This is a genomic window from Streptomyces sp. NPDC046909 (assembly GCF_040644695.1).
In the GTDB taxonomy this organism is placed as follows: domain Bacteria; phylum Actinomycetota; class Actinomycetes; order Streptomycetales; family Streptomycetaceae; genus Streptomyces.
Genome location: NZ_JBEYXC010000018.1, coordinates 117,649 through 139,639 on the forward strand (window position 1 = coordinate 117,649; position 21,991 = coordinate 139,639).

Annotated in this window: 25 protein-coding genes; 18 read left to right on the plus strand and 7 right to left on the minus strand. The window is 70.8% G+C overall.

The genetic code is table 11. The annotated features are described in order from the left end of the window. Positions 1-69 precede the first annotated feature (69 nt). Positions 70-582 carry a universal stress protein gene (locus tag ABZ928_RS42475; RefSeq protein ID WP_361531542.1) on the plus strand — a complete coding sequence of 171 codons (513 nt, stop codon included), beginning with the start codon at positions 70-72 and terminating at the stop codon, positions 580-582. 14 nt (positions 583-596) lie between these two features. Then, positions 597-1,106, plus strand: a complete 510-nt coding sequence (locus ABZ928_RS42480; RefSeq protein ID WP_361531545.1) for a flavodoxin domain-containing protein — start codon at positions 597-599, stop codon at positions 1,104-1,106. Positions 1,107-1,671: 565 nt separating this feature from the next. Here the strand turns inward: ABZ928_RS42480 and ABZ928_RS42485 are convergent. From ABZ928_RS42485 to ABZ928_RS42495, 3 genes are all read right to left on the minus strand, one after another. After that, the gene (locus tag ABZ928_RS42485; protein WP_361531548.1) at positions 1,672-2,178 is read right to left on the minus strand and encodes a DUF1579 family protein; all 507 of its coding nucleotides are present in this window, start codon (positions 2,176-2,178) and stop codon (positions 1,672-1,674) included. 12 nt (positions 2,179-2,190) lie between these two features. Further along, entirely contained in the window at positions 2,191-2,388 is a 198-nt protein-coding gene (locus ABZ928_RS42490; RefSeq protein WP_361531551.1) for a hypothetical protein, read from the minus strand. A gap of 293 nt (positions 2,389-2,681) precedes the next feature. Then, positions 2,682-4,118: an MBL fold metallo-hydrolase gene (locus ABZ928_RS42495; RefSeq protein WP_361531554.1), complete on the minus strand. Its 1,437-nt coding sequence runs from the start codon at positions 4,116-4,118 to the stop codon at positions 2,682-2,684. Between the two features lie 696 nt (positions 4,119-4,814). Here ABZ928_RS42495 and ugpC point away from each other — a divergent pair. The 9 genes from ugpC (at position 4,815) to hypE (ending at position 13,620) form a co-directional block, all read left to right on the plus strand. Further along, complete coding sequence (gene ugpC / locus ABZ928_RS42500) at positions 4,815-5,921, plus strand: sn-glycerol-3-phosphate ABC transporter ATP-binding protein UgpC (protein WP_361531557.1); 1,107 nt, start codon at positions 4,815-4,817, stop codon at positions 5,919-5,921. Positions 5,922-6,283: 362 nt separating this feature from the next. After that, entirely contained in the window at positions 6,284-7,447 is a 1,164-nt protein-coding gene (locus ABZ928_RS42505) for a 4Fe-4S dicluster domain-containing protein (protein WP_361531560.1), read from the plus strand. After that, positions 7,444-7,902 carry a Crp/Fnr family transcriptional regulator gene (locus tag ABZ928_RS42510; RefSeq protein ID WP_361531563.1) on the plus strand — a complete coding sequence of 153 codons (459 nt, stop codon included), beginning with the start codon at positions 7,444-7,446 and terminating at the stop codon, positions 7,900-7,902. Before ABZ928_RS42505 ends, ABZ928_RS42510 begins: the two co-directional genes overlap by 4 nt. Beyond that, complete coding sequence (locus ABZ928_RS42515; protein ID WP_361531566.1) at positions 7,899-8,717, plus strand: FAD/NAD(P)-binding protein; 819 nt, start codon at positions 7,899-7,901, stop codon at positions 8,715-8,717. Before ABZ928_RS42510 ends, ABZ928_RS42515 begins: the two co-directional genes overlap by 4 nt. A gap of 1 nt (position 8,718) precedes the next feature. Further along, positions 8,719-9,474, plus strand: a complete 756-nt coding sequence (locus ABZ928_RS42520; protein ID WP_361531569.1) for an oxidoreductase — start codon at positions 8,719-8,721, stop codon at positions 9,472-9,474. After that, complete coding sequence (locus ABZ928_RS42525) at positions 9,471-10,802, plus strand: nickel-dependent hydrogenase large subunit (RefSeq protein WP_361531572.1); 1,332 nt, start codon at positions 9,471-9,473, stop codon at positions 10,800-10,802. Before ABZ928_RS42520 ends, ABZ928_RS42525 begins: the two co-directional genes overlap by 4 nt. 18 nt (positions 10,803-10,820) lie before the next feature. Further along, positions 10,821-11,486, plus strand: coding sequence for a CBS domain-containing protein (locus ABZ928_RS42530; RefSeq protein ID WP_361531575.1), 666 nt, complete (start codon positions 10,821-10,823; stop codon positions 11,484-11,486). Continuing rightward, the gene (hypD, locus tag ABZ928_RS42535; protein WP_361531578.1) at positions 11,483-12,586 is read left to right on the plus strand and encodes a hydrogenase formation protein HypD; all 1,104 of its coding nucleotides are present in this window, start codon (positions 11,483-11,485) and stop codon (positions 12,584-12,586) included. Before ABZ928_RS42530 ends, hypD begins: the two co-directional genes overlap by 4 nt. After that, positions 12,583-13,620: a hydrogenase expression/formation protein HypE gene (hypE, locus tag ABZ928_RS42540; RefSeq protein WP_361531581.1), complete on the plus strand. Its 1,038-nt coding sequence runs from the start codon at positions 12,583-12,585 to the stop codon at positions 13,618-13,620. Before hypD ends, hypE begins: the two co-directional genes overlap by 4 nt. Before the next feature lie 268 nt (positions 13,621-13,888). Here the strand turns inward: hypE and ABZ928_RS42545 are convergent, their stop codons facing one another. Further along, positions 13,889-14,287 (minus strand): hypothetical protein, encoded by a 399-nt coding sequence (locus ABZ928_RS42545; RefSeq protein WP_361531584.1) that lies wholly within the window; start codon positions 14,285-14,287, stop codon positions 13,889-13,891. Between the two features lie 253 nt (positions 14,288-14,540). Here ABZ928_RS42545 and ABZ928_RS42550 point away from each other — a divergent pair, with 253 nt between their 5' ends. Beyond that, entirely contained in the window at positions 14,541-15,074 is a 534-nt protein-coding gene (locus tag ABZ928_RS42550) for a TerD family protein (RefSeq protein ID WP_361531587.1), read from the plus strand. 391 nt (positions 15,075-15,465) lie between these two features. Here ABZ928_RS42550 and ABZ928_RS42555 read toward each other — a convergent pair whose 3' ends face one another. Further along, positions 15,466-16,194, minus strand: coding sequence for a DUF4142 domain-containing protein (locus ABZ928_RS42555; RefSeq protein ID WP_361531590.1), 729 nt, complete (start codon positions 16,192-16,194; stop codon positions 15,466-15,468). 311 nt (positions 16,195-16,505) lie between these two features. On the opposite strand from ABZ928_RS42555, the gene ABZ928_RS42560 reads away from it, so the two are divergent. The 6 genes from ABZ928_RS42560 (at position 16,506) to ABZ928_RS42585 (ending at position 18,882) form a co-directional block, all read left to right on the plus strand. Next, on the plus strand, positions 16,506-16,700 hold the full coding sequence (locus ABZ928_RS42560; protein ID WP_361531593.1) for a hypothetical protein: 195 nt from the start codon (positions 16,506-16,508) through the stop codon (positions 16,698-16,700). Positions 16,701-16,705: 5 nt separating this feature from the next. Continuing rightward, positions 16,706-17,044 carry a metalloregulator ArsR/SmtB family transcription factor gene (locus tag ABZ928_RS42565; RefSeq protein ID WP_361531596.1) on the plus strand — a complete coding sequence of 113 codons (339 nt, stop codon included), beginning with the start codon at positions 16,706-16,708 and terminating at the stop codon, positions 17,042-17,044. Then, complete coding sequence (locus ABZ928_RS42570) at positions 17,041-17,517, plus strand: ATP-binding protein (RefSeq protein WP_361531599.1); 477 nt, start codon at positions 17,041-17,043, stop codon at positions 17,515-17,517. Before ABZ928_RS42565 ends, ABZ928_RS42570 begins: the two co-directional genes overlap by 4 nt. A gap of 35 nt (positions 17,518-17,552) precedes the next feature. Continuing rightward, positions 17,553-17,705 carry a DUF6126 family protein gene (locus ABZ928_RS42575; protein ID WP_361531602.1) on the plus strand — a complete coding sequence of 51 codons (153 nt, stop codon included), beginning with the start codon at positions 17,553-17,555 and terminating at the stop codon, positions 17,703-17,705. Positions 17,706-17,959: 254 nt separating this feature from the next. Beyond that, the gene (locus ABZ928_RS42580) at positions 17,960-18,457 is read left to right on the plus strand and encodes a hypothetical protein (protein ID WP_361531605.1); all 498 of its coding nucleotides are present in this window, start codon (positions 17,960-17,962) and stop codon (positions 18,455-18,457) included. Then, positions 18,454-18,882, plus strand: coding sequence for a pyridoxamine 5'-phosphate oxidase family protein (locus ABZ928_RS42585; protein WP_361531608.1), 429 nt, complete (start codon positions 18,454-18,456; stop codon positions 18,880-18,882). Before ABZ928_RS42580 ends, ABZ928_RS42585 begins: the two co-directional genes overlap by 4 nt. A gap of 21 nt (positions 18,883-18,903) precedes the next feature. Here ABZ928_RS42585 and ABZ928_RS42590 read toward each other — a convergent pair whose 3' ends face one another. Beyond that, positions 18,904-20,388 (minus strand): NADH-quinone oxidoreductase subunit C, encoded by a 1,485-nt coding sequence (locus ABZ928_RS42590; protein ID WP_361531611.1) that lies wholly within the window; start codon positions 20,386-20,388, stop codon positions 18,904-18,906. Between the two features lie 4 nt (positions 20,389-20,392). Continuing rightward, on the minus strand, positions 20,393-21,754 hold the full coding sequence (locus ABZ928_RS42595; protein WP_361531614.1) for a proton-conducting transporter membrane subunit: 1,362 nt from the start codon (positions 21,752-21,754) through the stop codon (positions 20,393-20,395). Positions 21,755-21,991 lie beyond the last annotated feature (237 nt).

Genomic DNA, 21,991 nt, shown 5'->3' on the forward strand with positions numbered 1-21,991 from the left:
CCCTCGGCCCACGCCTCGACCAGCCGGCTCGGGTCATCGTGAGAGAAGAGACCATCCCAGGAGGGTGCCATGACCGAGTTCGCCGACGGCAACACCATCGTCGTGGGCGTCGACGGATCCGAGGCGTCCATGGCCGCTCTGCGCTGGGCCGCTGAGCAGGCCCGTGCTCTGGGCACGGGCATCGTCGCCGTGCACGCCTGGGAACCGGCGGGGGCCCGGATCGCCCCGTACGCTCCCGCCTCGGCCCGGCGGACGGTCGATGAGCAGCGGCTCGAGGCCGCACAGTTGCTGGCCGCCACGATCCGCGAGGTCTTCGGATCACGGATCGACGGCACCGTGCGCGCCGTCGTGATGGAGGGCCCGCCCGCGCGGGTGCTGCTCCGGCAGGCGCGGGGCGCGCTGCTGCTCGCCCTGGGGCGCAGGTCCCACAGGCAGTACGAGCTTCCCGCGATCGGCGCGGTCGGGCGGGAGTGTCTGCGGCACGCGACGATCCCGGTGGTCGCGGTGCCCGCCGCCGACGGGCCCGTGTCACCGCTCAGGGCCGTCGAGGTAAGCCCTCTGGCCAGGAGCGGTGCCGCATAACGGGAGGTGACGTCATGGATGTCCTGGTGGGCTACGCGACCGCGCACGGCTCCACACGCGAGATCGCCGAGCGGCTGGCGACCAGACTGAGCGAGACGGGTCTGAAGGCGGAGGCGCGGGCCGTGGAGACGGTCGACGACGCCGACGCGTACCGCGCGTTCGTCCTCGGCAGTGCCGTACACGGGCAGACCTGGCTGGATCCGGCCAGGGACTTCGTCCGGGACAATCTCGACGTCCTGGGCTCCCGGCCTGTGTGGATCTTCAGCGTCGGGATGCCGGCCGCGCTGCGCGGTCCGTGGAAGCGTCTGGCGCCGAAGGAGATCCCACTGATCGTCGAACGTCTGCCGGGTGATCTGTCATATCGAGGCCATCAGCTCTTCTCGGGCGTCATCTCACGAGCCCAGCTGCCCCGCGCCGGGCGGATCCTGTTCCGTCTCGTGGGTGGCCGCTTCGGGGACTACCGCGACTGGGCCGCCATCGACGGCTGGGCGTCCGAGATCGCCGACGAGCTGGCTCGCGGATGAGATGACGGGACGCCACCGCTCGTAGTGGGGTGCTCAGGACTTCCGCGTCCTCGCCGAGCCGTCGCAGCTCCGCCACGAATCGGGCGGCGGTGCGCCGTCGATCACGTTGTGGTCTACGGCGACGGCGACGGGGACGCGGTCGGATCCAGTACCTCGCGGACCACGGCCCGCCCATCCACGACTCGCGATCGCCCGGTCACTTCTCCCTCCCGGCCTCCCGGACTCGCCGGCGGTGCCGGAGATCCGACGCACGGGTTCGACATCCCGGGTGGTAACCGTTGCCCGGTCCGATGTCTGCAGAGTGAACACGGCCCGGTCGGGGCGGACATCGACCTGGAGATGGCGATCGGCATCGTCGCCACACACCGCGACAGCATCCGCTGCCAAGTCGATCGCTCGAGCCGGCGTCCCGACCGGAACCGACGTGTGCAAGGCGCCCGGCAAGTAGCGCCACCCGTGATCCTGGACCGCCTCCGACGCTTCTTGCCGACTCAACATCTGCTCCATGACCGCACCCTCGCAGCACCACTGGCGACCCCGTCTGCCCGTACCTCCGATTCACGCTCTAGGTCGGTGTGCAGTGATACGCCTCGACGAGCGTCCAGGGCCCGCCGTCCACCGACGTCTCGTTCCGCCACAGCATCTGCCGCGGATCGGTCACGTCCCACACCAGACGCAGCCGTACCGCCGGCTCGCCGAGCGTCTCGAAGGTGAGCCGATCGCCGTCGATGCACCCCCGCATGACCCCGGCGTGCCCGTAGTTGTCGGCGAGCGTGGCCCGGTAGCCGCCGGACGCCGGGTCCCAGCCGACGACCCAGTGCAGCTGCCACTTCAGGACGAAGGTGCCGTCGAGCAGGAACTGGTCCTGCTCGTAGGTCCCGACGATCCAGCGGCCGCCCTGGATGCGCTGGTGCGTGCCATGGCCGCGGGCGGTCATCGCCGGCGTCCCCGGCCCCATGCCGTCCGCTTCGACGATGCCGGTCCACGTCATGTCCCGGCAGAAGCGGGCCAGCACGTCCATCTCCGGTCCGACCGCGATCGGCTGGGGAATCCTGTCCAGGCCGGCAAGCACGGTCTGCCTCCTTCAGCAAGGGACGGAGGGACGGTGGTCGGCGTCCTGCGGACGGTACGGCGCGTGCACCGGCGGGCGGTGCGCGCGACGGCGCAGCAGCCGGACGGCCAGGCCGTCGAAGACCACGGTAAGGATGACGGTCACGCCCATCGCCGCGACCAGCAGAACGGCGAACCGCTCCCAGAACTCCGGTGTCAGACTCGTACCCATCGTCTTCGCTCCCTCCGGCTCGACGCCGTTCGCCTCACTCTCAGCCAACTCCGGTACGGGTCATGACACATGAGCCGAGAGGCCCGAACAGAGGTCTGGAGCGGCCCTTGTGCGGTGACAGCCGTCGTGGGCCGGTCGGATCGGCATACGGCGCGGCCTTGATCAGGAACGGTCGCCGCCTCATTGCCGCGCGTGGCGGGTACCGGACAAGGCGCTTGGTACACGCGGTCCCGGCACGTTCGGCGGACCGCGCGGAACGGGTGAGGAAGCGACGATCATGCGGGGGCGTCCCGTCACCGGATGAGCACGTGTTCTCCGGAGCGCGGTACGACGGCGGTCCAGCCCAGTGTCCGGTCGATACGGGTCCGCAGCGCCTCGGCCGCTCCGGGCTCACCGTGCACCAGGTACGTCGTGTGCGGGGCGGGGGCGTCGCGCAGCCAGTCGATGATCTGTGCGGCGTCGGCGTGGGCCGAGAAGTGCGGCACGTCGGCGACCGTCGCGCGCACCGGGACGTACTCGCCGAACATCTTGAGCGCCTTGGCCCCGTCGACGAGGTCGCGGGCGCGGGTGCCCTGGGCCGCGAAGCCGACCACGACGACGGCGTTGCGCGGGTCGGGCAGCACCCGTCGCAGGTGGTGCAGGACGCGCCCGCCGGTGGCCATGCCGGACGCCGAGACGATGACGGCGGGTCCGCCCGCGCGGCTGAGGTCGACGGACTCCTGGATCGACCGGACGGCGAGGAACGGCTCGGGGTTCAGCGCGGCCGTTCCCGCGGCCGTGACCTCGGGGCGCAGCTCGGGAGCCCGGGTGAGGACGGCGTCCCGGTAGACGTCCAGGGCGGCCAGGGCCATCGGGCTGTCGACGTACACCGGCACAGTGGCCGGGAGTCGGCCCGAGCGGCGGAGTTCGGCGAGTTCGTGCAGGACGACCTCGGTGCGGTCGAGGGCGAACGCCGGGATGACGACGGTGCCGCCGCGGGCGAGCGTGCGCGTCAGCACCTGTGCGAAGTGGGTCCGTCCGGCCTCCTCCTCGTGGCGTCGATTGCCGTACGTCGACTCCATCAGCAGCACGTCCGCCCCGGAGAACGGCTCCGCGGGACGCAGCAGCGGATGGCCCGGGCGGCCGAGGTCTCCGCTCACGGCCAGCGTGTGGCCGTCCTCCAGGGTGAGCCGGGCCCAGGACGAGCCGAGGATGTGCCCGGCCGGGTGCAGCGTGAGCCGGGTGTGCGGGGCGACTTCGGTCGTCGTACAGGTCGGCACGGGGTCGAGGAGCTTCAACGTGCGGTCCACGTCCGAATCGTCGTACAGGGGCTGCGCGGGACGGTGTTTGGACCAGCCGTGGTCGTTGGCGTGCCGGGCGGCCTCCATCTGGAGCTTCGCGCTGTCCCGCAGCACGATCTCCATCAGCCGGGCGGTGAACTCCGTGGTCACGATCCGTCCCCGGAAGCCGTGGCGCACCAGCCGCGGCAGGTATCCGCAGTGGTCCAGGTGAGCGTGGGTGACCACCACGGCCTCGATGTCCGCGCCGTCGCAGGGCAGTCCGCGCCAGTTGCGCCGGCGCAGGTCGGCGAGGCCCTGGAAGAGCCCGCAGTCGACCAGGACGCGCGCGTGGTCGCTCTCGACCAGGAACTTGCTGCCGGTGACCGTACCCACGCCGCCCAGGAACGTGAGCAGTGCGGGCCGGGAACGCGCTGCCGGTCGCTCGTCCGGGCCGGGAACCACAGTGTTCATGACGGTCTCCTCATTTTTGGGGCCGATCGGCCCTGGTGGTTCCGCGGTCCCGGTGATGTGCTGGGAGTGACGGGAAGGACCTGCCGGAGACGCGGGGAAGCGGTTCTGGACCGCGCACCGCGCAATCAGGATCCGCGAGAAGCGGGTGAGGCCCTTCCCGTCCCGTCATGTCCGGCCTCCGCGGGACGCACCCTGCGCCGCGGCGGCCCGGTGCCGGGCGATGTCCCCAGCTCCCACACCGGTCGACGGCCTCACCGGGGCCGTGGCCGGCCTCCAGGACGACGGCGGGGTTCCGCGGTCTCTCCCGGACGACGGCGGGTTCCGCGGTCTCCCACAGCCGGGCGAGCACCTCCCCACCGACTCCGTCGTCATGCCGGAACCGGTCGCCGACGGCGACGGCCGTCATGCGTGTGGAGACAGTCATGGTGCCTCTCCCTCCACTGGCCTGTGCCTCCAGCCTGCGGGGATGTGGGCGTCATGCCATGGGCCGAACGGCCCCCAGAAGGGCCTGGGCGTCCTCTCCGGGCGGGTCGTGACGGTGGCGGCAGGGCCGACCGGCCTGTCGGCAGGGACGGAGACGACCTGCCGTGCCGCTGCGCGTTGTCCGAGCCTGAAGGTGCGGCGCACAGGCGCACCCCCCGTTCCGTGCGCCCCCACCGGGGCGCTGTCGAGGGGGCATCAGGGAGGGGAAAGATCATGGCGTCCGTCACCTTCGACAAGGCAACGCGGTGCTTCGCGACGATGGACCACCCGGCCGTCGACGCACTCGATCTGCAGATCGCCGACGGCGAGTTCATGGTCCTGGTGGGTCCCTCCGGCTGCGGCAAGTCCACCACGCTGCGGATGCTCGCCGGGCTGGAGGACGTCGACTCGGGGACGATCCGCATCGGCGACCGGGACGTGACGTACCTGCCGCCCAAGGATCGCGACATCGCGATGGTGTTCCAGAACTACGCCCTCTACCCGCACATGACGACGGCGGACAACATGGGCTTCGCCCTCAAGATCGCGAAGGTGCGCAAGGACGACGTCCGGCGCCGGGTCGCCGAGGCGGCCGGCATCCTCGACCTCGGCGACTATCTCGGCCGCAAGCCGAAGTCGCTGTCCGGCGGTCAGCGCCAGAGGGTCGCGATGGGTCGTGCCATCGTCCGCGAACCGCAGGTGTTCCTCATGGACGAACCGCTGTCCAACCTGGACGCCAAACTGCGTGTCCAGACCCGCACGCAGATCGCCTCGCTGCAACGGCGGCTGGGCACCACCACCGTGTACGTCACCCACGACCAGGTCGAGGCCCTGACCATGGGCGATCGCGTGGCCGTCATGAAGGACGGCGTGCTGCAACAAGTGGGCACACCGAAGGACGTGTTCAGGCGCCCCGCCAACGCCTTCGTCGGCGGCTTCATCGGCTCGCCCGCGATGAACCTCTTCCGCCTCCCCCTCACCGCGGACGGAACCGAACTGGGCGGCCTGCTCCTGCCGTTGCCGCGGCCGGCCCTTCGAGCCTCCCGTGCCGAGGACTCCGCGGAGATCATCCTGGGCGTGCGGCCCGAGCAGTTCGAGATCCTGTCCCCGGAGGACCGGGACACCCCAGGTCTGGAGCTCGTGGTCGACGCCGTCGAGGACACCGGCGCCGTCACCTACCTCCACACGACCGCCAAGGTCGGCCAGGAGGCCGCGCAGGTCGTCGTCCGGACGCCGGGACGGCAGACGTTCGGCAAGGGCGAGGAGCTACGGGTGACCGCCCGCCCGGATGACGTCCACCTCTTCTCGGCGAAGACGGAAAACCGGCTTCCGGTCAACTGAGCGGACTGGGCGGACTGGGCGGACTGGGCGAAGCCGACTGCGGTTCGGCAACGCCCTCAAGGGACGCGGGACAGTGTCATTCTGCGGGCTCCACCGCGTGGGCACGACCAACCACGACGGCGCGGCATACGCCCGACGCCCCATCGCCGCCCCACGGCGCAGCCGCAGATCCGCACAGCCAGCGGAGCGCTTCGGCTCCGTCTGATCGAGCGCCGGCGCCGGAGCCCGCGCGTGTCGGCGACCCGGCCCGCCTGCGCACTTGGGCCGAACGACCCACCGGTCAGGACCGGGCGGCCCGTGGTGCCCCACCGATCCTGCGCCCACGCTGGGATCAGCAGCCCCACGGCCTCCGGAGGGGAACGATGCCCGTCAGCCACGCAACCGCCGTCCTGGACAGGAACGGGCTCAACGCCCTGGTCAAGACCCTCGCCGCCCAGGGACGCACGGTCATCGGCCCGACGGTACGGGACGGCGCGGTGGTCCTGGCCGAGCTCGCCGGCGCCGACCAGCTGCCCTTCGGGTGGGGCACCCGGGTCGAGGCGGGCCAGTACCGCCTGGTCCCGCGCGAGGACGGCGCGGCCTTCGCACACACCACGGGCCCGAAGTCCTGGAAGACGTTCCTGCACCCGCAGCGGGAGAAGCTGTGGAGTACCGACCGCGGGCCCGACGGACACCTCACCGTCACCGAGGAGCGTCCGGAGCAGCCGTCGTACGCCTTCCTCGGCGTACGCCCTTGCGATCTGCGGGCCATCGCGATCCAGGACAGGGTCCTGGCCGGGGGGCACTACCAGGACCGCGGCTATCAGGAACGGCGGGCAGGGGCCTTCCTGATAGCCGCCCAGTGCACCGAGCCGGGAGCCACCTGCTTCTGCGTCTCCATGGGCAGCGGTCCGGCGGCCGACGAGGGCTTCGACCTGGCGCTCACCGAGATCGTGGACGAGTCCGGTCACCGTTTCCTCGTGCGGGTCGGCAGCGAGGCCGGGGCTGAGGTCCTCGCCGGTGTCCCGCACCGTCCGGCCGACCCGGAGACCGAGACCGCGGCCCGTGGCGCCGTGGATGCCGCCCGGGACCGTATGGGCCGGGCCATGCCGCCCGTGGACCTCCGCAGGCTGATGGGCGAGAGCCTGGAGGCCGACCGCTGGGACGACGTCGCCGCCCGCTGTCTGACCTGCGGCAACTGCACGATGGCGTGCCCCACCTGCTTCTGCACCACCACGGAGGAGGTCACCGACCTCACCGGCGACCACGCCGAGCGCTGGCAGCGCTGGGACTCCTGCTTCGACCTCGACTTCTCGTACCTCCACGGCGGCTCGGTGCGTTCCTCGTCGCGCAGCCGCTACCGCCAGTGGATGACCCACAAGCTCGGCACCTGGCACGAGCAGTTCGACAGCTCCGGCTGTGTGGGCTGCGGACGCTGCATCGCCTGGTGCCCGGTCGGCATCGACATCACGGAGGAGGCCGCGGCCCTGCACGACGAACTCGCCGAGCACGGGACGGAACCGGAACGAGGGGAGAAGGAGCGATGACGTCGATCACCCTCATGGACACGATCCTCCCGGCCGAGCACCGGGAGCGGCTGATGGGCCTCGCCCGCGAGGTCTCGTTCGACGTGGGCACCCGCCTGTTCGAGGAGGGCACCCGGGCCGACCGGTTCTGGATCGTGCGGACGGGCGTCGTCGCCCTTGATCTGCATGTGCCCGGTCGCCGCTCGCCCGTCATCGAGTCACTCGGACATGGCGAACTGGTCGGCTGGTCCTGGCACTTCGCGCCGTACGCCTGGCAGTTCGGTGCCGAGGTCACCCATCCGGTGCGGGCCTGGGAGTTCGACGCGGCGGCCGTGCGGGAGATGTGCGCAGCCGACCCCGAGTTCGGCCGAGCGGTCGCGGTCTGGGTCGGCCGGGTGATCGCCCACCGGCTGCACGCGGCCCGCATCCGGCTCCTCGATCTGTACGCCCCCTACGGCAGCGGCGGCCAGTCGTGACCACCATCCCCATGCCGTACCAGGTGACCCGGGTGCGCGACGAGACGGCCGACACGGTCAGTCTCACACTGACGCCCGCGGGTCCGGCGACGCTCGCGCCCTTCCTGCCCGGGCAGTTCGCCATGGTGTACGCCTTCGGGGTCGGCGAGATCCCCGTCTCGGTGTCCCGCATCGACGGTCACGAGCTGGTACACACCGTCCGCTCGGTCGGCGCGGTGTCGGCAGCCCTGTGCGCGCTCCGGCCGGGCGCGCAGGTCACCCTGCGCGGACCGTTCGGCACCGGCTGGGACCTAAATCGAGCGGTGGGCCAGGACGTGCTGGTCGTCGCGGGCGGAATAGGCCTGGCCCCGCTGCGGCCCGTGGTCCTGGCCGCGCTGGCCGCCCCGCACGCGTACGGCCGACTGAACCTCCTGGCCGGTGCCCGCACCCCCGAGGACCTCCTCTACGCCCGTCAGATCGGCGCCTGGACGGCAGCCCACGGCCCCCCGCACTGCGCGGTGACCGTCGACCGCCCCTCCCCCGGCTGGCGTGGCCACGTCGGGGTCGTCACCACGCTGCTGGGCGGCGCCCGGTTCGCGCCGGAGAACACCACGGCGTACGTCTGCGGCCCCGAGGTGATGATCCGCGCGACCGCCCGTGACCTGCTTCAGCACGGCCTTCCCGCCCACCGGATCCGGGTCTCGCTGGAACGCAACATGCGCTGCGCCACCGGTCACTGCGGCCACTGCCAGCTGGGCGGTGTCCTGGTGTGCCGGGACGGTCCGGTGATCGGCTGGGACAGGGCCGAATCCCTGCTGTCCGTACGGGAGTTGTGACATGCCTGCCCCCACGCTCGCGGTGTTCAAGCTGGCGTCCTGCGACGGCTGCCAGCTCACGCTCCTGGACTGCGAGGACGAGCTTCTCGCCCTGGCCGGGCAGGTGGAGATCGCCCACTTCCTGGAGGCCTCCAGCGATGTGCGGCCCGGTCCGTACGACCTCACGCTCGTCGAGGGGTCGGTCACCACGCCCGCCGACACGGAACGGATCCGGGAGATCCGCGCACAGTCCCGCTTCCTGGTGACCATCGGCGCGTGCGCGACCGCCGGGGGCATCCAGGCGCTGCGGAACTTCACGGACGTGCAGGAGTTCACGCGGACCGTCTACGCCCGCCCCGACTACATCGACACCCTCGCCACCTCCACACCCGTGTCGGCGCACGTGAACGTGGACTTCGAACTGCGCGGCTGCCCCATCGACCGCGGCCAACTCCTCGAAGTCATCACCGCCTTCCTGGCCGGCCGCAAGCCGGACGTCCCGAACCACAGCGTCTGCTTCGAGTGCAAGCGCCGCGGCACGGTCTGCGTCACCGTCGCGCACGGCACACCCTGTCTCGGTCCGGTCACGCACGCCGGATGCGGGGCGATCTGCCCCGCGTACGGCCGCGGCTGCTACGGCTGCTTCGGCCCCTCCGGGTCGGCGAACCTGCCCGCCCTGATCCCGCTGCTGCGCCGCGACGGCATGGACGACCGCGACACCGAACGCTTCCTGCACACGTTCAACGCCGCCGCCTTCGACAAGGAGTTGAACCCGTGACCCACCGAGGCTCCCGCGTCCTGCACGTCGGCTCACTCGCCCGCGTGGAGGGCGAGGGCGCCCTGCACCTGCGCGTCGTCGGGGACCGGGTCGAGGAGGCCCGGCTGCAGATCTACGAACCGCCCCGCTTCTTCGAGGCGTTCCTGCGCGGCCGCTCCTACACCGAGCCGCCGGACATCACGGCGCGGGTGTGCGGGATTTGCCCGGTGGCGTACCAGATGAGCGCGTGCGCGGCGATCGAGGACGCATGCGGGGTGACGATCGACCCTGTGATCCGGGACCTGCGCAGGCTGTTGTACTGCGGTGAGTGGATCGAGAGTCACACCCTGCATATCTATCTGCTGCACGCCCCGGACTTCCTGGGCCGCGCGAGCGCGATCGATCTGGCGCGTACGCACCGGGCCGAGGTGGAGCGGGGGCTGCGGCTGAAGAAGGCGGGCAACTCCCTCATGGAGCTGCTGGGCGGGCGGGCGATCCATCCCGTGAACGTACGCCTCGGCGGTTTCCATCGAGCACCTCTGCCGGACGAACTCAGGCCGCTTGCACAGGAGTTGCGGAAGGCGCTCGACGATGCCCTGGAGACCGTGCGCTGGGTCGCGGACTTCGAGTTCCCGGACGCGACCGTCGACGCCGACCTTCTCGCGCTGGCCGCCCCGGACACGTACGCGATCGAGAGCGGCACGCCGACGCTGCTCCGCACCGACGGGACCACCGGCTCCTTCCCGGTACGGGACTTCACCGACCGCGTCGTCGAGACCCAGGTCGAGCACTCCACCGCACTCCACGCCCGGCTCGACGGGCGCGGGCATCTCACCGGCTCCCTCGCCCGGTTCGCGATCAGCGGCCGTCGGCTGTCACCGGTGGCGCTTGAGGCGGCCGTGGCGGCCGGGCTGGGCGATCCCCGCGAGGGCACGGTCTGCCGCAACCCCTTCCGCTCGGTGCTGGTCCGGGCGGTGGAGGTGGTGTACGCCGTCGACGAGGCGCTGCGCATCATCGACGCCTACGAGGCCCCCTCCCGTCCGTACGTCGAGGTGCCGCCGGTCGCGGGCACCGGCCACGGCGCGACCGAGGCCCCCCGCGGTCTGCTCTACCACCGCTACCGCCTGGACGCCGAAGGTGCCGTCACCGACGCCCGCCTCGTGCCGCCCACCGCGCAGAACCAGGGTGCCATCGAGGCCGATCTGGCCCGGATCGCCCAGACGGCGATCGCCGAACACGACGCGAGCGACGAGGAGTTGACGTATCTGTGCGAGCGGGCCATCCGCAACCACGACCCGTGCATCTCCTGCTCCACCCACTTCCTCGACCTCACGGTCGACCGCGCCTGACCTTCCGAGGAGGAGACCATGCAGGGTAGCCCGCACATAGTGAGCGATGTGATGACGCACACCGTCGTCGCCGTGGGCCGCGACGCCCCGTTCAAGGACATCGTCAAGCTGATCCAGCAGTGGAAGGTCAGCGCCCTTCCCGTGCTGGAGGGCGAGGGCCGGGTGATCGGCGTCGTCTCGGAGGCCGATCTGCTGCCCAAGGAGGAGTTCCGCGACAGCGACCCCGACCGGCAGACCCAGATGCGCCGCCTGCCCGACCTCGCCAAGGCCGGCGCGCTGACCGCAGGGGAACTGATGAGCGCCCCGGCGGTCACCGTGCACGCCGACGCCACCCTGCCCGAGGCGGCTCGCATCATGGCCCTGCGCAAGGTCAAACGACTGCCCGTCGTCAACGACGTGGGCATGCTTGAAGGCGTCGTCAGCCGGGCGGACCTGCTCAAGGTGTTCCTCCGGGACGACGAGGAACTCGCCGAAGAAGTGCGCCGTGAGGTTGTCGACCGCCTGTTCCCCGAGGCCGCCGACCATGTACGGGTCGAGGTCGCCGAGGGTGTCGTCACCCTCACCGGGTGGGTCGACGGCGCCCTACCGGTGACGGTGGTGGAGCGTCTGGCTCGCGCCGTCGAGGGCATCGTCGACGTCCAGTGTCATCTCTCCACCGCACCTGCCCGGAGTGACCCGCAGTGAAGTACCTCGACGAATACCGCGACCCGGCGCTGGCCCGCCGACTCCTCGATGAGCTGCGCCGCACCGCGACGCGCCCCTGGCGGATCATGGAGGTGTGCGGCGGGCAGACCCACACCCTGGTCCGGCAGGGCATCGACGAACTGCTCCCCGTCGGGATGCGGATGATCCACGGACCGGGCTGCCCGGTGTGCGTCACCCCGCTGGAGACCCTGGACCGGGCGATGGCCATCGCGGCCCGCCCGGGTGTGATCTTCACCAGCTTCGGCGACATGCTGCGCGTGCCCGGATCCGACACCGACCTGCTGTCGCTGCGGGCGCGCGGCGCCGACGTCCGCGTCGTCTACACACCGATGGACGCGGTCCGCGTCGCCCAGGAGCGCCCGGACCACGAAGTGGTCTTCCTCGCCGTCGGGTTCGAGACCACCGCGCCCGCCAACGCCATGGCCGTGCTGCACGCGGCCCGCCTGGGCCTCGCGAACTTCTCGATGCTGGTCAGCCACGTCCTCGTCCCGCCCGCGCTGACCGCACTGCTCGACGACCCCGACTGCGAGGTGCAGGCCTTCCTCGCCGCCGGGCACGTCTGCGCGGTGATGGGCTGGCGCGAGTACGAACCGATCGCGCGGGAGTACCACGTGCCGATCGTGGTCACCGGGTTCGAGCCGCTCGACCTGCTGGAGGGCATCCTGATGGCCGTACGGCAACTGGAGTCCGGCCGGTCCGAGGTCGAGAACCAGTACGTACGAGCCGTACGCCGCTCAGGCAACACGGAGGCGCAGGACGCCGTCGCCACGGTGTTCCGCGTCACCGACCGCGCGTGGCGCGGCATCGGCGCACTGCCCGACAGCGGACTCGAACTCACCGCCGCCTACGCGCGGTTCGACGCCGCCCGCCGCTTCGAGGTAGGCGGACTGCGGCCGGTCGAGGACCCCGAGTGCATCGCCGGCGCCATCCTCACCGGCGCCCGGCTGCCCACCGACTGCGCGGCCTACGGCACCCGCTGCACACCCCGCCATCCGCTCGGCGCGCCGATGGTCTCCGCCGAAGGAACCTGCGCCGCCTTCCACGCGGCCGGTCGCACGAAGGAAGTGACGTCGCCATGACCATCGAATGCCCCGCTCCCCGTCACGAGGAGGAGGTCGTCCTGCTGGGGCACGGCGCCGGAGGCCGACTGAGCGCCGAACTCCTCAGCACACTGGTGCTGCCCGCTTTCGGCGACCGGAGCGGCCCATTGGAGGACGCGGCGCTCCTGCCGGGCCACCCCGAACTGGTGGTGAGCACGGACAGTTTCGTCGTCAGTCCGCTGTTCTTCCCCGGAGGGGACATCGGCTCGCTCGCGGTGCACGGCACCATCAACGACCTCGCGATGCGCGGCGCGTGGCCGCTGGCCCTGTCCGTGGCCCTCATCATCGAGGAAGGGCTCCCGCTGTCCGAACTCCACTCGGTCCTCCAGTCGTTGGGCAAGGCAGCGCACGCCGCCGAAGTGCCCGTGATCACGGGTGACACCAAAGTCGTCGGCAGAGGTGCGGTCGACAAGGTGTTCATCAACACCACCGGCATCGGACAGCGCCCCGGCGCGCTGTATCCGTCCGCCGCGCTCGCCCGCCCCGGCGACGCCGTCCTTCTCTCCGGCCCGATCGGACTGCACGGCACCACCGTGCTCTCCACCCGCGAAGGGCTTGGCTTCGAAAGTGACATCGCCTCGGACAGCCAACCCCTGCACCGCCTCGTCCGCGCCTTGGCACCACTCGGCGAACACGTCCACACCCTGCGCGACCCGACCCGCGGCGGACTCGCCGCATCCCTGAACGAGATCGCCCGCGACTCGTCCGTCGCCGTCGAGATCGAGGAGAACGCCCTCCCAGTTCCGGCATCGGTCGCCTCCGCCTGCGACCTCCTTGGCCTCGACCCCCTGATCGTCGCCAACGAAGGCTGCCTGGTCGCCTTCGTCGCACCCTCGGCCGCCGACGAAGCACTCGCCGCCATGCGTTCGGTCCCCGAGGGCGGGAAAGCGGTCCGCATCGGTGACGTCCTGGCGGACGGGCCGGGCGGCGGCCGGGTGACGCTGCGCACGCTGGTCGGCGCCCGGCGTGTGGTGGACATGCCGCTGGGCGAGCAACTCCCGCGCATCTGCTGACCACTGGATCATCCACCGACGATCGACAGGACGTTGGAGAGGCACAGGGACAAAGCTCCCCCAGGGACACAGACGGCGGGGCGCTCCGGGGCGATCACAGCCGCCATGGCGCTCCGCCTTCCCCTGGCCTGGGCCGGCCAGAACCTGCCAGGTCCGGTGTGCCGGGCGTGCTTGCGCAGCGGGTCCTTGTCCGGACCGTGCTCGCAGCGCCTCACGAAGAACACCATCACCGTTCCGTTTGCGCGAGTCGAGGCGCCTGGCGCCATCGTCAGGCGGGCTCCGGGAGGTGTCCGAGGTGCTCGACGACGCGCTCACGCAGTACGAGGTACTCCTCCCAGCGGCGGGGGAGCGGGCCCGGCGGGCGTTGGACGACACGGGTGCCGGTGACGGTCTCGCCATGCTCGAACTGTTCGTTGGTCAGATCGAGTTCCACGCCGCTGGGCAGGCGGTTCCACCAGTGGAAACCGCGCGGGGATCCGTCGCGGTACACCTCGCCGACGAGGAGATCACCGCCGAATATGTCGTTCACGATCAGGGCCGTCACGTCGCAGTGTCCCCACGCCGGGTTGTCCGGTCGCCATTCGGCCTGGTCGTCGGGTGAACAGGTGTCGGCGGCCCAGGCGGCGCGCAGGGCCTTGTCGAGGTCGAGCAGGTTCCAAGGAGTCACCCCACCAGCATCACAGTCACCACTGACATCGGGGTCGCACAGGATCTCTTGCGGACCACACCACCCGAGGCCGACGAACACCTACGGTCAAGGATTCGATCGCGCGGCCCGAGGGGGCGATCAGCCCGCCGACCGAGGAACTCGACGCGGCGGCGCCCGGACGAAGCGCGCTATGGAGGTATCAAGAGCCTGTTCAGTGCACATACTTGATGATGCGGGGAGGACGTCCCGCTGTGGCCTGACGGGGGGCAACATGGTGAGTGGTGTCGGCAAGGGACTGAGCAAGGTCGAAGTGAAGCTCAGATGGGACCCGAGTCCGTTCGGGGAACCGCCTCGGCATCTCGACATCATCGCCGCGACCTACTCGGTGGACGGCCCTTACGGGCGACCGGTGTACGTCGTCCACTCCGAGAGCCGCTCGCCGGACGGCACGATCAACATGAGCCGGCACAGCGAGACCGGGCTGGGCTTCGGGTTCGTCGAGGCGATGGTGCTGGAGTTCGATCGGATGTCCTCCGCCTACGGTCGGGTAGTGGTCGGCGTGGCCGTCCACCAGGACGGTGGCCCCCGTGTATTCGGCGACATAACCGGCGCCGGGGTGCTCGTCGTCGAGGGCTACCGGCAACTGCTGGCGGAGGACTTCACGGGCGTCGCCGATGCCACGGCCGCGACGGTCGCCGAGTTCACCAGGGACGCGTCCGGAGCGTGGGAGTTCCGGGAGATGGTGCGGGGGTTCGACAGCGACCCGGTGCTGTTCACCGCGGAGATGGGCAGCATTCGGCAGTGACGTCGGCCCGATGCCCTGCCTCGCCGCGCTGAGCACTTCACGATGCCGAGCATTCTGGCGGCGGCCTCGCCAGGGCAAGTGCCCGCGGGGGCCGGGACGCCACGGCCAACACAGCAGCTTCCCCGTTTGGACACCTCAGGTGCGGGTGAGCCGGACGCCGCCGGACCGTCCTCCTGCCGCGCCAAGTCGGCAGCGTAGGGCGATGGATCCGCCCCAGACAGATGGGCGGAGCCTCCGGTCGGGGAGGTGGCAGCCCTGTTCGTTGTCGTCGGTCTCCGAGACGTATGCAGTGACTTTGGAGAGGCGCTGATCAGCCGTTCACTGCTGGAGGACGGCGGGGCGGGGGCTGGACACGACCGCCTGGCCGTCGCAGGCCGTTCGGCCTGTGTCCTCATCCCGCCGCCGATGGACTTGGCGAGACCGCGCTGTTCGCCTGCGGGGTGAGGACGACCTGCGGCTGGCCCGCGACCGGGGGCGGCGGAGTCGTGTCTCGGGCCGGGAGCTTGGGCGAGGTGGTCTGCTGGACGATGGCCTGGTCGAAGTCGACCAGGCCGGTCTTCTCCAGGACTGTGATGTGGTCCAGGACGGTGTCGTTGACCTGGTCGGCCAGGGCGCGGATCAGTGAGTTCTTCGTGGTGGTGCGGACGTTCGCGATCGTGGGGAGGAGCTGGCCGTTCGTCGCGCGGAGGATGGTGGCCATGTCGGTGTCGAACTGCTTGCCGCTGTCCGCGTTCAACCGGCTTACGAAGCCCTGTTGTTGTGGCGCCGGCTGGTCGGGCAGTGTGATGTTCAGTTGGATGGCGGTTTCGCGGCAGGCGGCGTCCAGTGAGGCATGCCCGTCGATCAGGTGCTCCCCGGCGGCCTTGACCGCTTTGGTCGTGCCCTTCTGTAACGCCATCTGACCGACGGGGTACTCCCACAGTCCGGCCGCACGCACCAGGACGACGAAGTCCCGGTCAGCTTCCGTCATCGGTCCGGTCGCCGGGTGGGCGATGACCCGGTCGGGCGAGCTGGTGACCTTCTGGACTCCGAGCATGGCTGGGTAGATGAGCGAGCCGAGGGTGAGGGCGAGCGCACCGCCGACGAAGAGAGTTCCCGCTGCCTTCCGCGAAACGAGCACCGCGTCTCCTGCTCCGGTCCGGGATCGCGCACGTACAGGAGTACGGATACGGGGGGTCGTAGAATCTTTCGGATTCGTAATGAATTCGCAAAATCGATCGATGTTCGGTGCCTTGTCGGACGGCCGAGCGAGTCCGGAGACGGCCGCACCGGGACGAGGCGGACGCATCAGGGCAGGCCGGCTCAGGCGTCAGTGTCGGTGTCGGTCCTGCTGGCCGGGGGAGCTTGGGCGGATGGTCGTCCACTACTCTTGAAGAGTTCTTCAATTCGCTAGTTGCCATGTCGGTCAGGTCGTAGGGGAGGTGGTCCTCGGTGGGTGGTTTCACCGAGGCCGTGCTGGAGCGGGTGCGCGCGGCGCGTACCGCACTGTCGGCGGCTTTGGAGGCCGAGGACGCCTACGAGGTGGCGGTGGCGCAGGACGAGCTGGACGACGCGCTGCGGGTGGCGCGACGGCACGGTATCGATGCCGGCGCGGACCTGTCGGAGAGTTCGGAGGGTAAGGGGTGATCGGGGTGACGGTTCCGCTGTACGAGGCGAAGGCGGAGTTCTTCCGGATGCTCGGGCATCCGGTACGGATCCGTGTGCTGGAGCTGCTGCAGGACGGCCCGAAGCCGGTGCGGGAGCTGCTGGCGGAAATCGAGGTCGAGCCGTCGAACCTGTCGCAGCAGCTGGCAGTGCTGCGCCGCTCCGGGATCGTCACCGCCACCCGTACCGGGTCGACGGTCATCTACGAGCTGGCCGGCGGCGACGTGGCCGAGCTGCTGGCCACCGCCCGGCGGATCCTGTCCGTGCTGCTGGCCGGACGGCAGGACCTGCTCGACGAACTGCGCCGAACGGAAGCAGCGCGGTGACCGGCGACGCCCGCCGCTTCCGGATGCCCTGGCACCGGGACAGGCCCGCCGCGGCGATCGAGCACGTACGAGCCCCTTTGCGGCGGCACGTCACCTCGGTGCGGGTGGGGCCCGACGCGGTACGCGAGGCCCGCGAGAGCGTGGCCGGACAGTTCACCGAGGCCGGCGTCGCCCCGGAGTCCGCCTTCGCGGACGCGGTGCTGCTGGTGGTCAGCGAACTGGTCACCAACGTGCTGCGGCATGCCGCGCACTCACCGTTCACCGACGTGGGGATAACCGTCGCCGGCCACACACTGGTCATCAGCGTCGCTGACATCGAGCCGCGCCTGCCGGATCTCACCCTCGAAGGCATGGGCGCCGGACTGCGGATGGTCGCTGAACTGGCCGCCGACTACGACGGAGAGCTCAGCGCCGAACCGGCCGTCGACCACGTCGGCAAGGTCGTCCTCGTCCGCTTCGAGATCCCCCAGTAGGCAGACACGGCACGACGAAGGAAGGGAATGACATTGTGAGCGATGCCGACAAGCGCAAGCCCCGGGACGCGGAGGACCAGAAGCAGCGTGGCGTCGCGCTGCGCGCCGGCTTCTACATCTTCGGCACCCACCTGTTCGCCGGGTTCGTGTGGCTGCTGTTCTATCTGGGCGAGCACGCCAACAAGTAGCCGGGCCTCGGCCACCGCACAAGTAGGGGCAGCCCGGAGTTCGCAAGGGCCCACCGGCCCCCATGTGGATCCTGGTCGGCCCTGGTGCACCGCGTTCCGCTTCGAGATGATCAAGCATGCTCGTGGGCGGCCGCCACTCCCCCGGACGGTCGTCCACGGGACGGCGAGGCGGATTACCCTGTCGCCGGCTGAAGACCTCTTCAATTGGACAGTTGCCATGGCCACTAGGTGATGGGGAGAAAGGACGGCCGGAGTTGATCGCTGTTGTGGGGCATCCCGATCTCAGCGCTTCGACGCTCGTGCTGCTGGAGGACGAGCTGCGCTCCCGGCTGACCTCATTCGCCGAGGCGGGCCGGGCGGGACTCGTCCGCGCGGGGCGGGGGCTGCCGGTGGCGTTCGGGCGGGCCGCCCGTAGGGCGGGGCTGGCGCTGGTGACGGTGCTGCCGTCGTACGGCGGTGTGCCCGCGCCGATGGCCGAGCCGGACCGGAAAGCGGCGGGCGAGCTGCTGTTGCTGTCCGAGCAGGTGCGGCTGGTGGAATTCGATCCGGGCGACCGTGGTGCCTGTGTGGCGGCGGACGAGAGCCTGCTGCGTTCGTGTGTGCGCGTGCTGGCGATCTGGGACGGCAGGCCGTCGAGCGGCCGGGACTGGACGGCGCATCTGGTGGCGTACGCCCGCAGCCATGGAGTCGATGTCGAGGTGCTGTGGCCGTCGGCGGCCGAGCACGAGGCCGCTTGTGGGGAGCTGCCATGACCGCCCGGCCGTCGGGTCCCTTGTCTGGCACGCAGATGATCGAGCTGGACCAGGAGGAGTCGCTCAAACTGCTCGCGAGCGTATCCATGGGACGTGTGGGCTTCACCCACCAAGCCCTCCCGGTGATCCGCCCGGTCAACCACCTCGTGAACGACGACGGCGACATCGTCATCCGCACGCATGCCGGGGCCGCGCTGCTGGCCTCCGCATCGGCGTCGGAGGTGGTGGTGTACGAGGCCGACCGGATCGATGAGGACACGCACGCGGGGTGGAGCGTGATGGTGACCGGCCGGGCGAGCCGCGTGAGTGACCCGCAGGCGCTCTCCCGCTACCACGCCGAGCTCACGCCCTGGATCAACACGGAGATGGAGCACGTGGTCCTCATCCAGGCCGAGCTGGTGACCGGCTACCGGCTCGTGCACTGAGACCGCCGCCGGGCCGACGGATCACAGATCGTTGCCCGCGTAGGAGAGGTTGAAACTCTTGTTCGTCAGCGGGAAGTCGGGGACGATCGTGTCCGCCAACGCGACCGGCAGGGCGGGCCAGTTGAAGAAGGACGGGTCGACCGGCTTCACGCGGGCCAGGGTGCCGTCTGGGGCGAGTTCGACACGGGTGGCGATGGTGCCGCGCCAGCCTTCCACCAGACCCACACCCGTTCGGGGACCGGTGCCGGGGAAGGGTGCGGGTGCCAGTACGGCGGCGGGTGCGCTGAGTCCTTCGGCGAACTGTGCAATCAGAGCAAGGGATACGTCGATCTCCTCGGCGCGGACCAGGAAGCGGGCCAGGACATCGCCGCTGTCGTGCACGGGGACGCTGAGCTGTGCGCCGTAGTCGGTGAACGGATGCGCGATGCGGGCGTCGTCGGGGATGCCGCTGGCGCGGGCGACATAGCCGAGGCAGCCGATCTCCCGTGCCGCGGCGGTGTGCAGGATGGCGGTGCCGGTGAAGCGGTCGCGGACGGTGGAGTGGCCCAGGGCCAGGTCAGTGATCTCGCGGATGTCCTCGCCGATCGCCTTCAGGCGCACGGGGTCGGGCAGGGTGCGCAGGGCGGCGCCGCCGGGGACGACGCCGCCGCGCAGCAGCCGGTGTCCGGTGATCTCCTTGTTGAGACGCAGGAGTTGCTCGCGCACCCGCTGGGCGTGGGCGTTGAGGATGCCGTGGCCGACGTCGTTGCAGAGCATGCCGAGGTCGGCGACGTGGTTGTGGACGCGCTCCAGTTCCAGCAGCAGTGCGCGGGCGCGCTGGGCCTCGGGCGGGGCTTCGGTGCCGGTGGCCTCCTCCACCGCCAGGCAGTAGGCGAGGGCGTGGCCGACGGCGGTGTCGCCGCTGATGCGTTCGGCGAGCGGCAGGCCGGCGGCCACAGAGCGACCCTGGAACAACTTTTCCACACCTCTGTGGACGAACCAGAGACGGGCCTTGAGCTTGAGGATGGTCTCGCCGACCACGGAGAAGCGGAAGTGACCGGGTTCGATCAGACCGGCATGCACGGGCCCGACGGGGATCTCGTACACACCATCCCCCTCTACTTCCAGGAAGGGGTACGGCCCTTCCTGCTCGCCGAAGGCTGGCGGGGAGCCGGCTTTGGGGCGCATCGGGTACCAGCCGCGGGGCCAGTGGAAGTGGCGGACGAGGCGGCGCGGGAGCGGGTGGTCAAGGGGGACGATGCCGAACAAGTCGCGCATCTCGCGCTCGAACCGGCCTGCGGGGAAGGAGAGATGGGCGAGGGTCGGCACGGCCTCGGGCCCATTCGGTGCGAGGCGGACGTGGAGTTCGGTGCGGGTGTCGGGCGGGCCGGACACGAACAGATACACCACCCGCATGCCCTGCTCGTCATGGTGCGCGGCGACCAGGGCGAGCCGGTTGCCTTGGGTAAGCAGGTCCTCTGCGTGCTGGGGCAGGGTAGTGGGGCTGACCTGGTACGTCTTGCGCATGGCGTCAGTGGCCTCCGATCGCCTGGGCGGCGTCGTGCAGCAGGTCGGTGAGCGGGCCGGTGGCGATACCCAGGGCGGCGCAGGCGGCCAGGCCGAGCGCGAGCGGCCACGCGGCCGGCGTGGCTGAGGCGTCCGTGTCGGCCGGTTCCCCGGGGCCCAGGAGCATCCGGGCCGTACGGGCAGCGAGCGCCGCGAAAGCCACCAGTACGAGCAGCAGGGCCACCGCCGTGGCCAACTCCAAGCCGGAGCCGGCGGCGAATCCGGCGCGGGCGATGCCCAGTTCGGAGGCGAACAGGCTGAACGGCGGAAAACCGAGCAGCGCCGCCACAGCCAGTCCGAACACCCCGCCCAGCCAGGGCACTTGGGTGACCAGCCCGCGCACCCGCCCGATCCGGCTGGTACGCGTCAGCTGCAGGATCCGCCCGGAGGCGCAGAAGGCGACGGACTTGGCGAGCCCGTGTCCGGCGATGTGCAGCAGGGCGACGGACAGGGCGAGCGGGCTGCCGATCGCCGTGGCCAGGGCGATCAGGCTCATGTGCTCCATGCTGGAGTAGGCCAGCATCCGCTTGTAGTCGCGTTGAGCGAGCAGCAGGGCGGCGGCGAGCGCGAGCGTCAGCAGGGCGATTCCCGCCAGCAGGGCCTGGGTGAAGCCGGGGCCGAGGGCGGCGTCGGCGATGACCCGGTAGCGCAGGATCGCGGTGAAGGCGACCGACAGCAGCACGCCGGACATCAGCGCGGACACGGGTGCGGGGGCCTGGCTGTGGGCGTCGGGCAGCCAGGCGTGCAGCGGGACGAGGCCGGCCTTGGCGCCGAAGCCGAGCACGACCAGGGAGATGCCCAACCGGGTGACCGCCGGGTCCAGCTGGTCGGCACGGGCCACGAGCGTGGGCCAGTCCAAGGCCCAGGCCTCGGCGACACCCGCCTGCCGGGCGGCGTAGTAGATGAGCACGGTGCCGAGGAAGGCGAGGGCGATGCCGGCCGAGCAGATCACCACGTACTTCCAGGCCGCCTCCACGGACGTACGGGTGTGGCGGTGGCCGACCAGGAAGGCGGTGACGATGGTGGTGGCCTCGATCGCGACCCACAGCACGCCGAGGTTGGCGGTGACGACGGCCAGGCACATCGCGCCGAGGAACGCCTGCACAAGAATGTGGTAGCGCCACACCGTCTGGTCGGTGGCGCGTCCCGCGGCCCGCTCGCCCGCCAGATACGCCGGTGCCGAGCCGCAGGCGATCAGCGCGACGGCACCCACCACGAGCAGCATCCACGCGGTCAGCGCGTCGGCACGCAGCAGGCCGGAGTATGCGGCCACGGGCCCGTTGCCGATGACGTCAGCGGCCAGGATCGCACCGCAGGCCAGGATCACCGCCGGAGATACCAGTCCGGTCCAGTCGGCCGGATGGCGCCTCCGCGCCCGGAGAGCAGCGACCGGGCCACCGGGCGCAGAGGCGTCTCCTGAGTCCCCCCTGTCATCTGTCACGCGCGCTGCCCCTCGCGCGGTTCCACGGGGAGAGCCGGCGGCGGCCTTCTCCACCAGTCGTGGACGACGATCCCTTTCGCGGCGGACGGCCGGCACCTCGCGAGTGGTTCCGCGAGTAGCGCG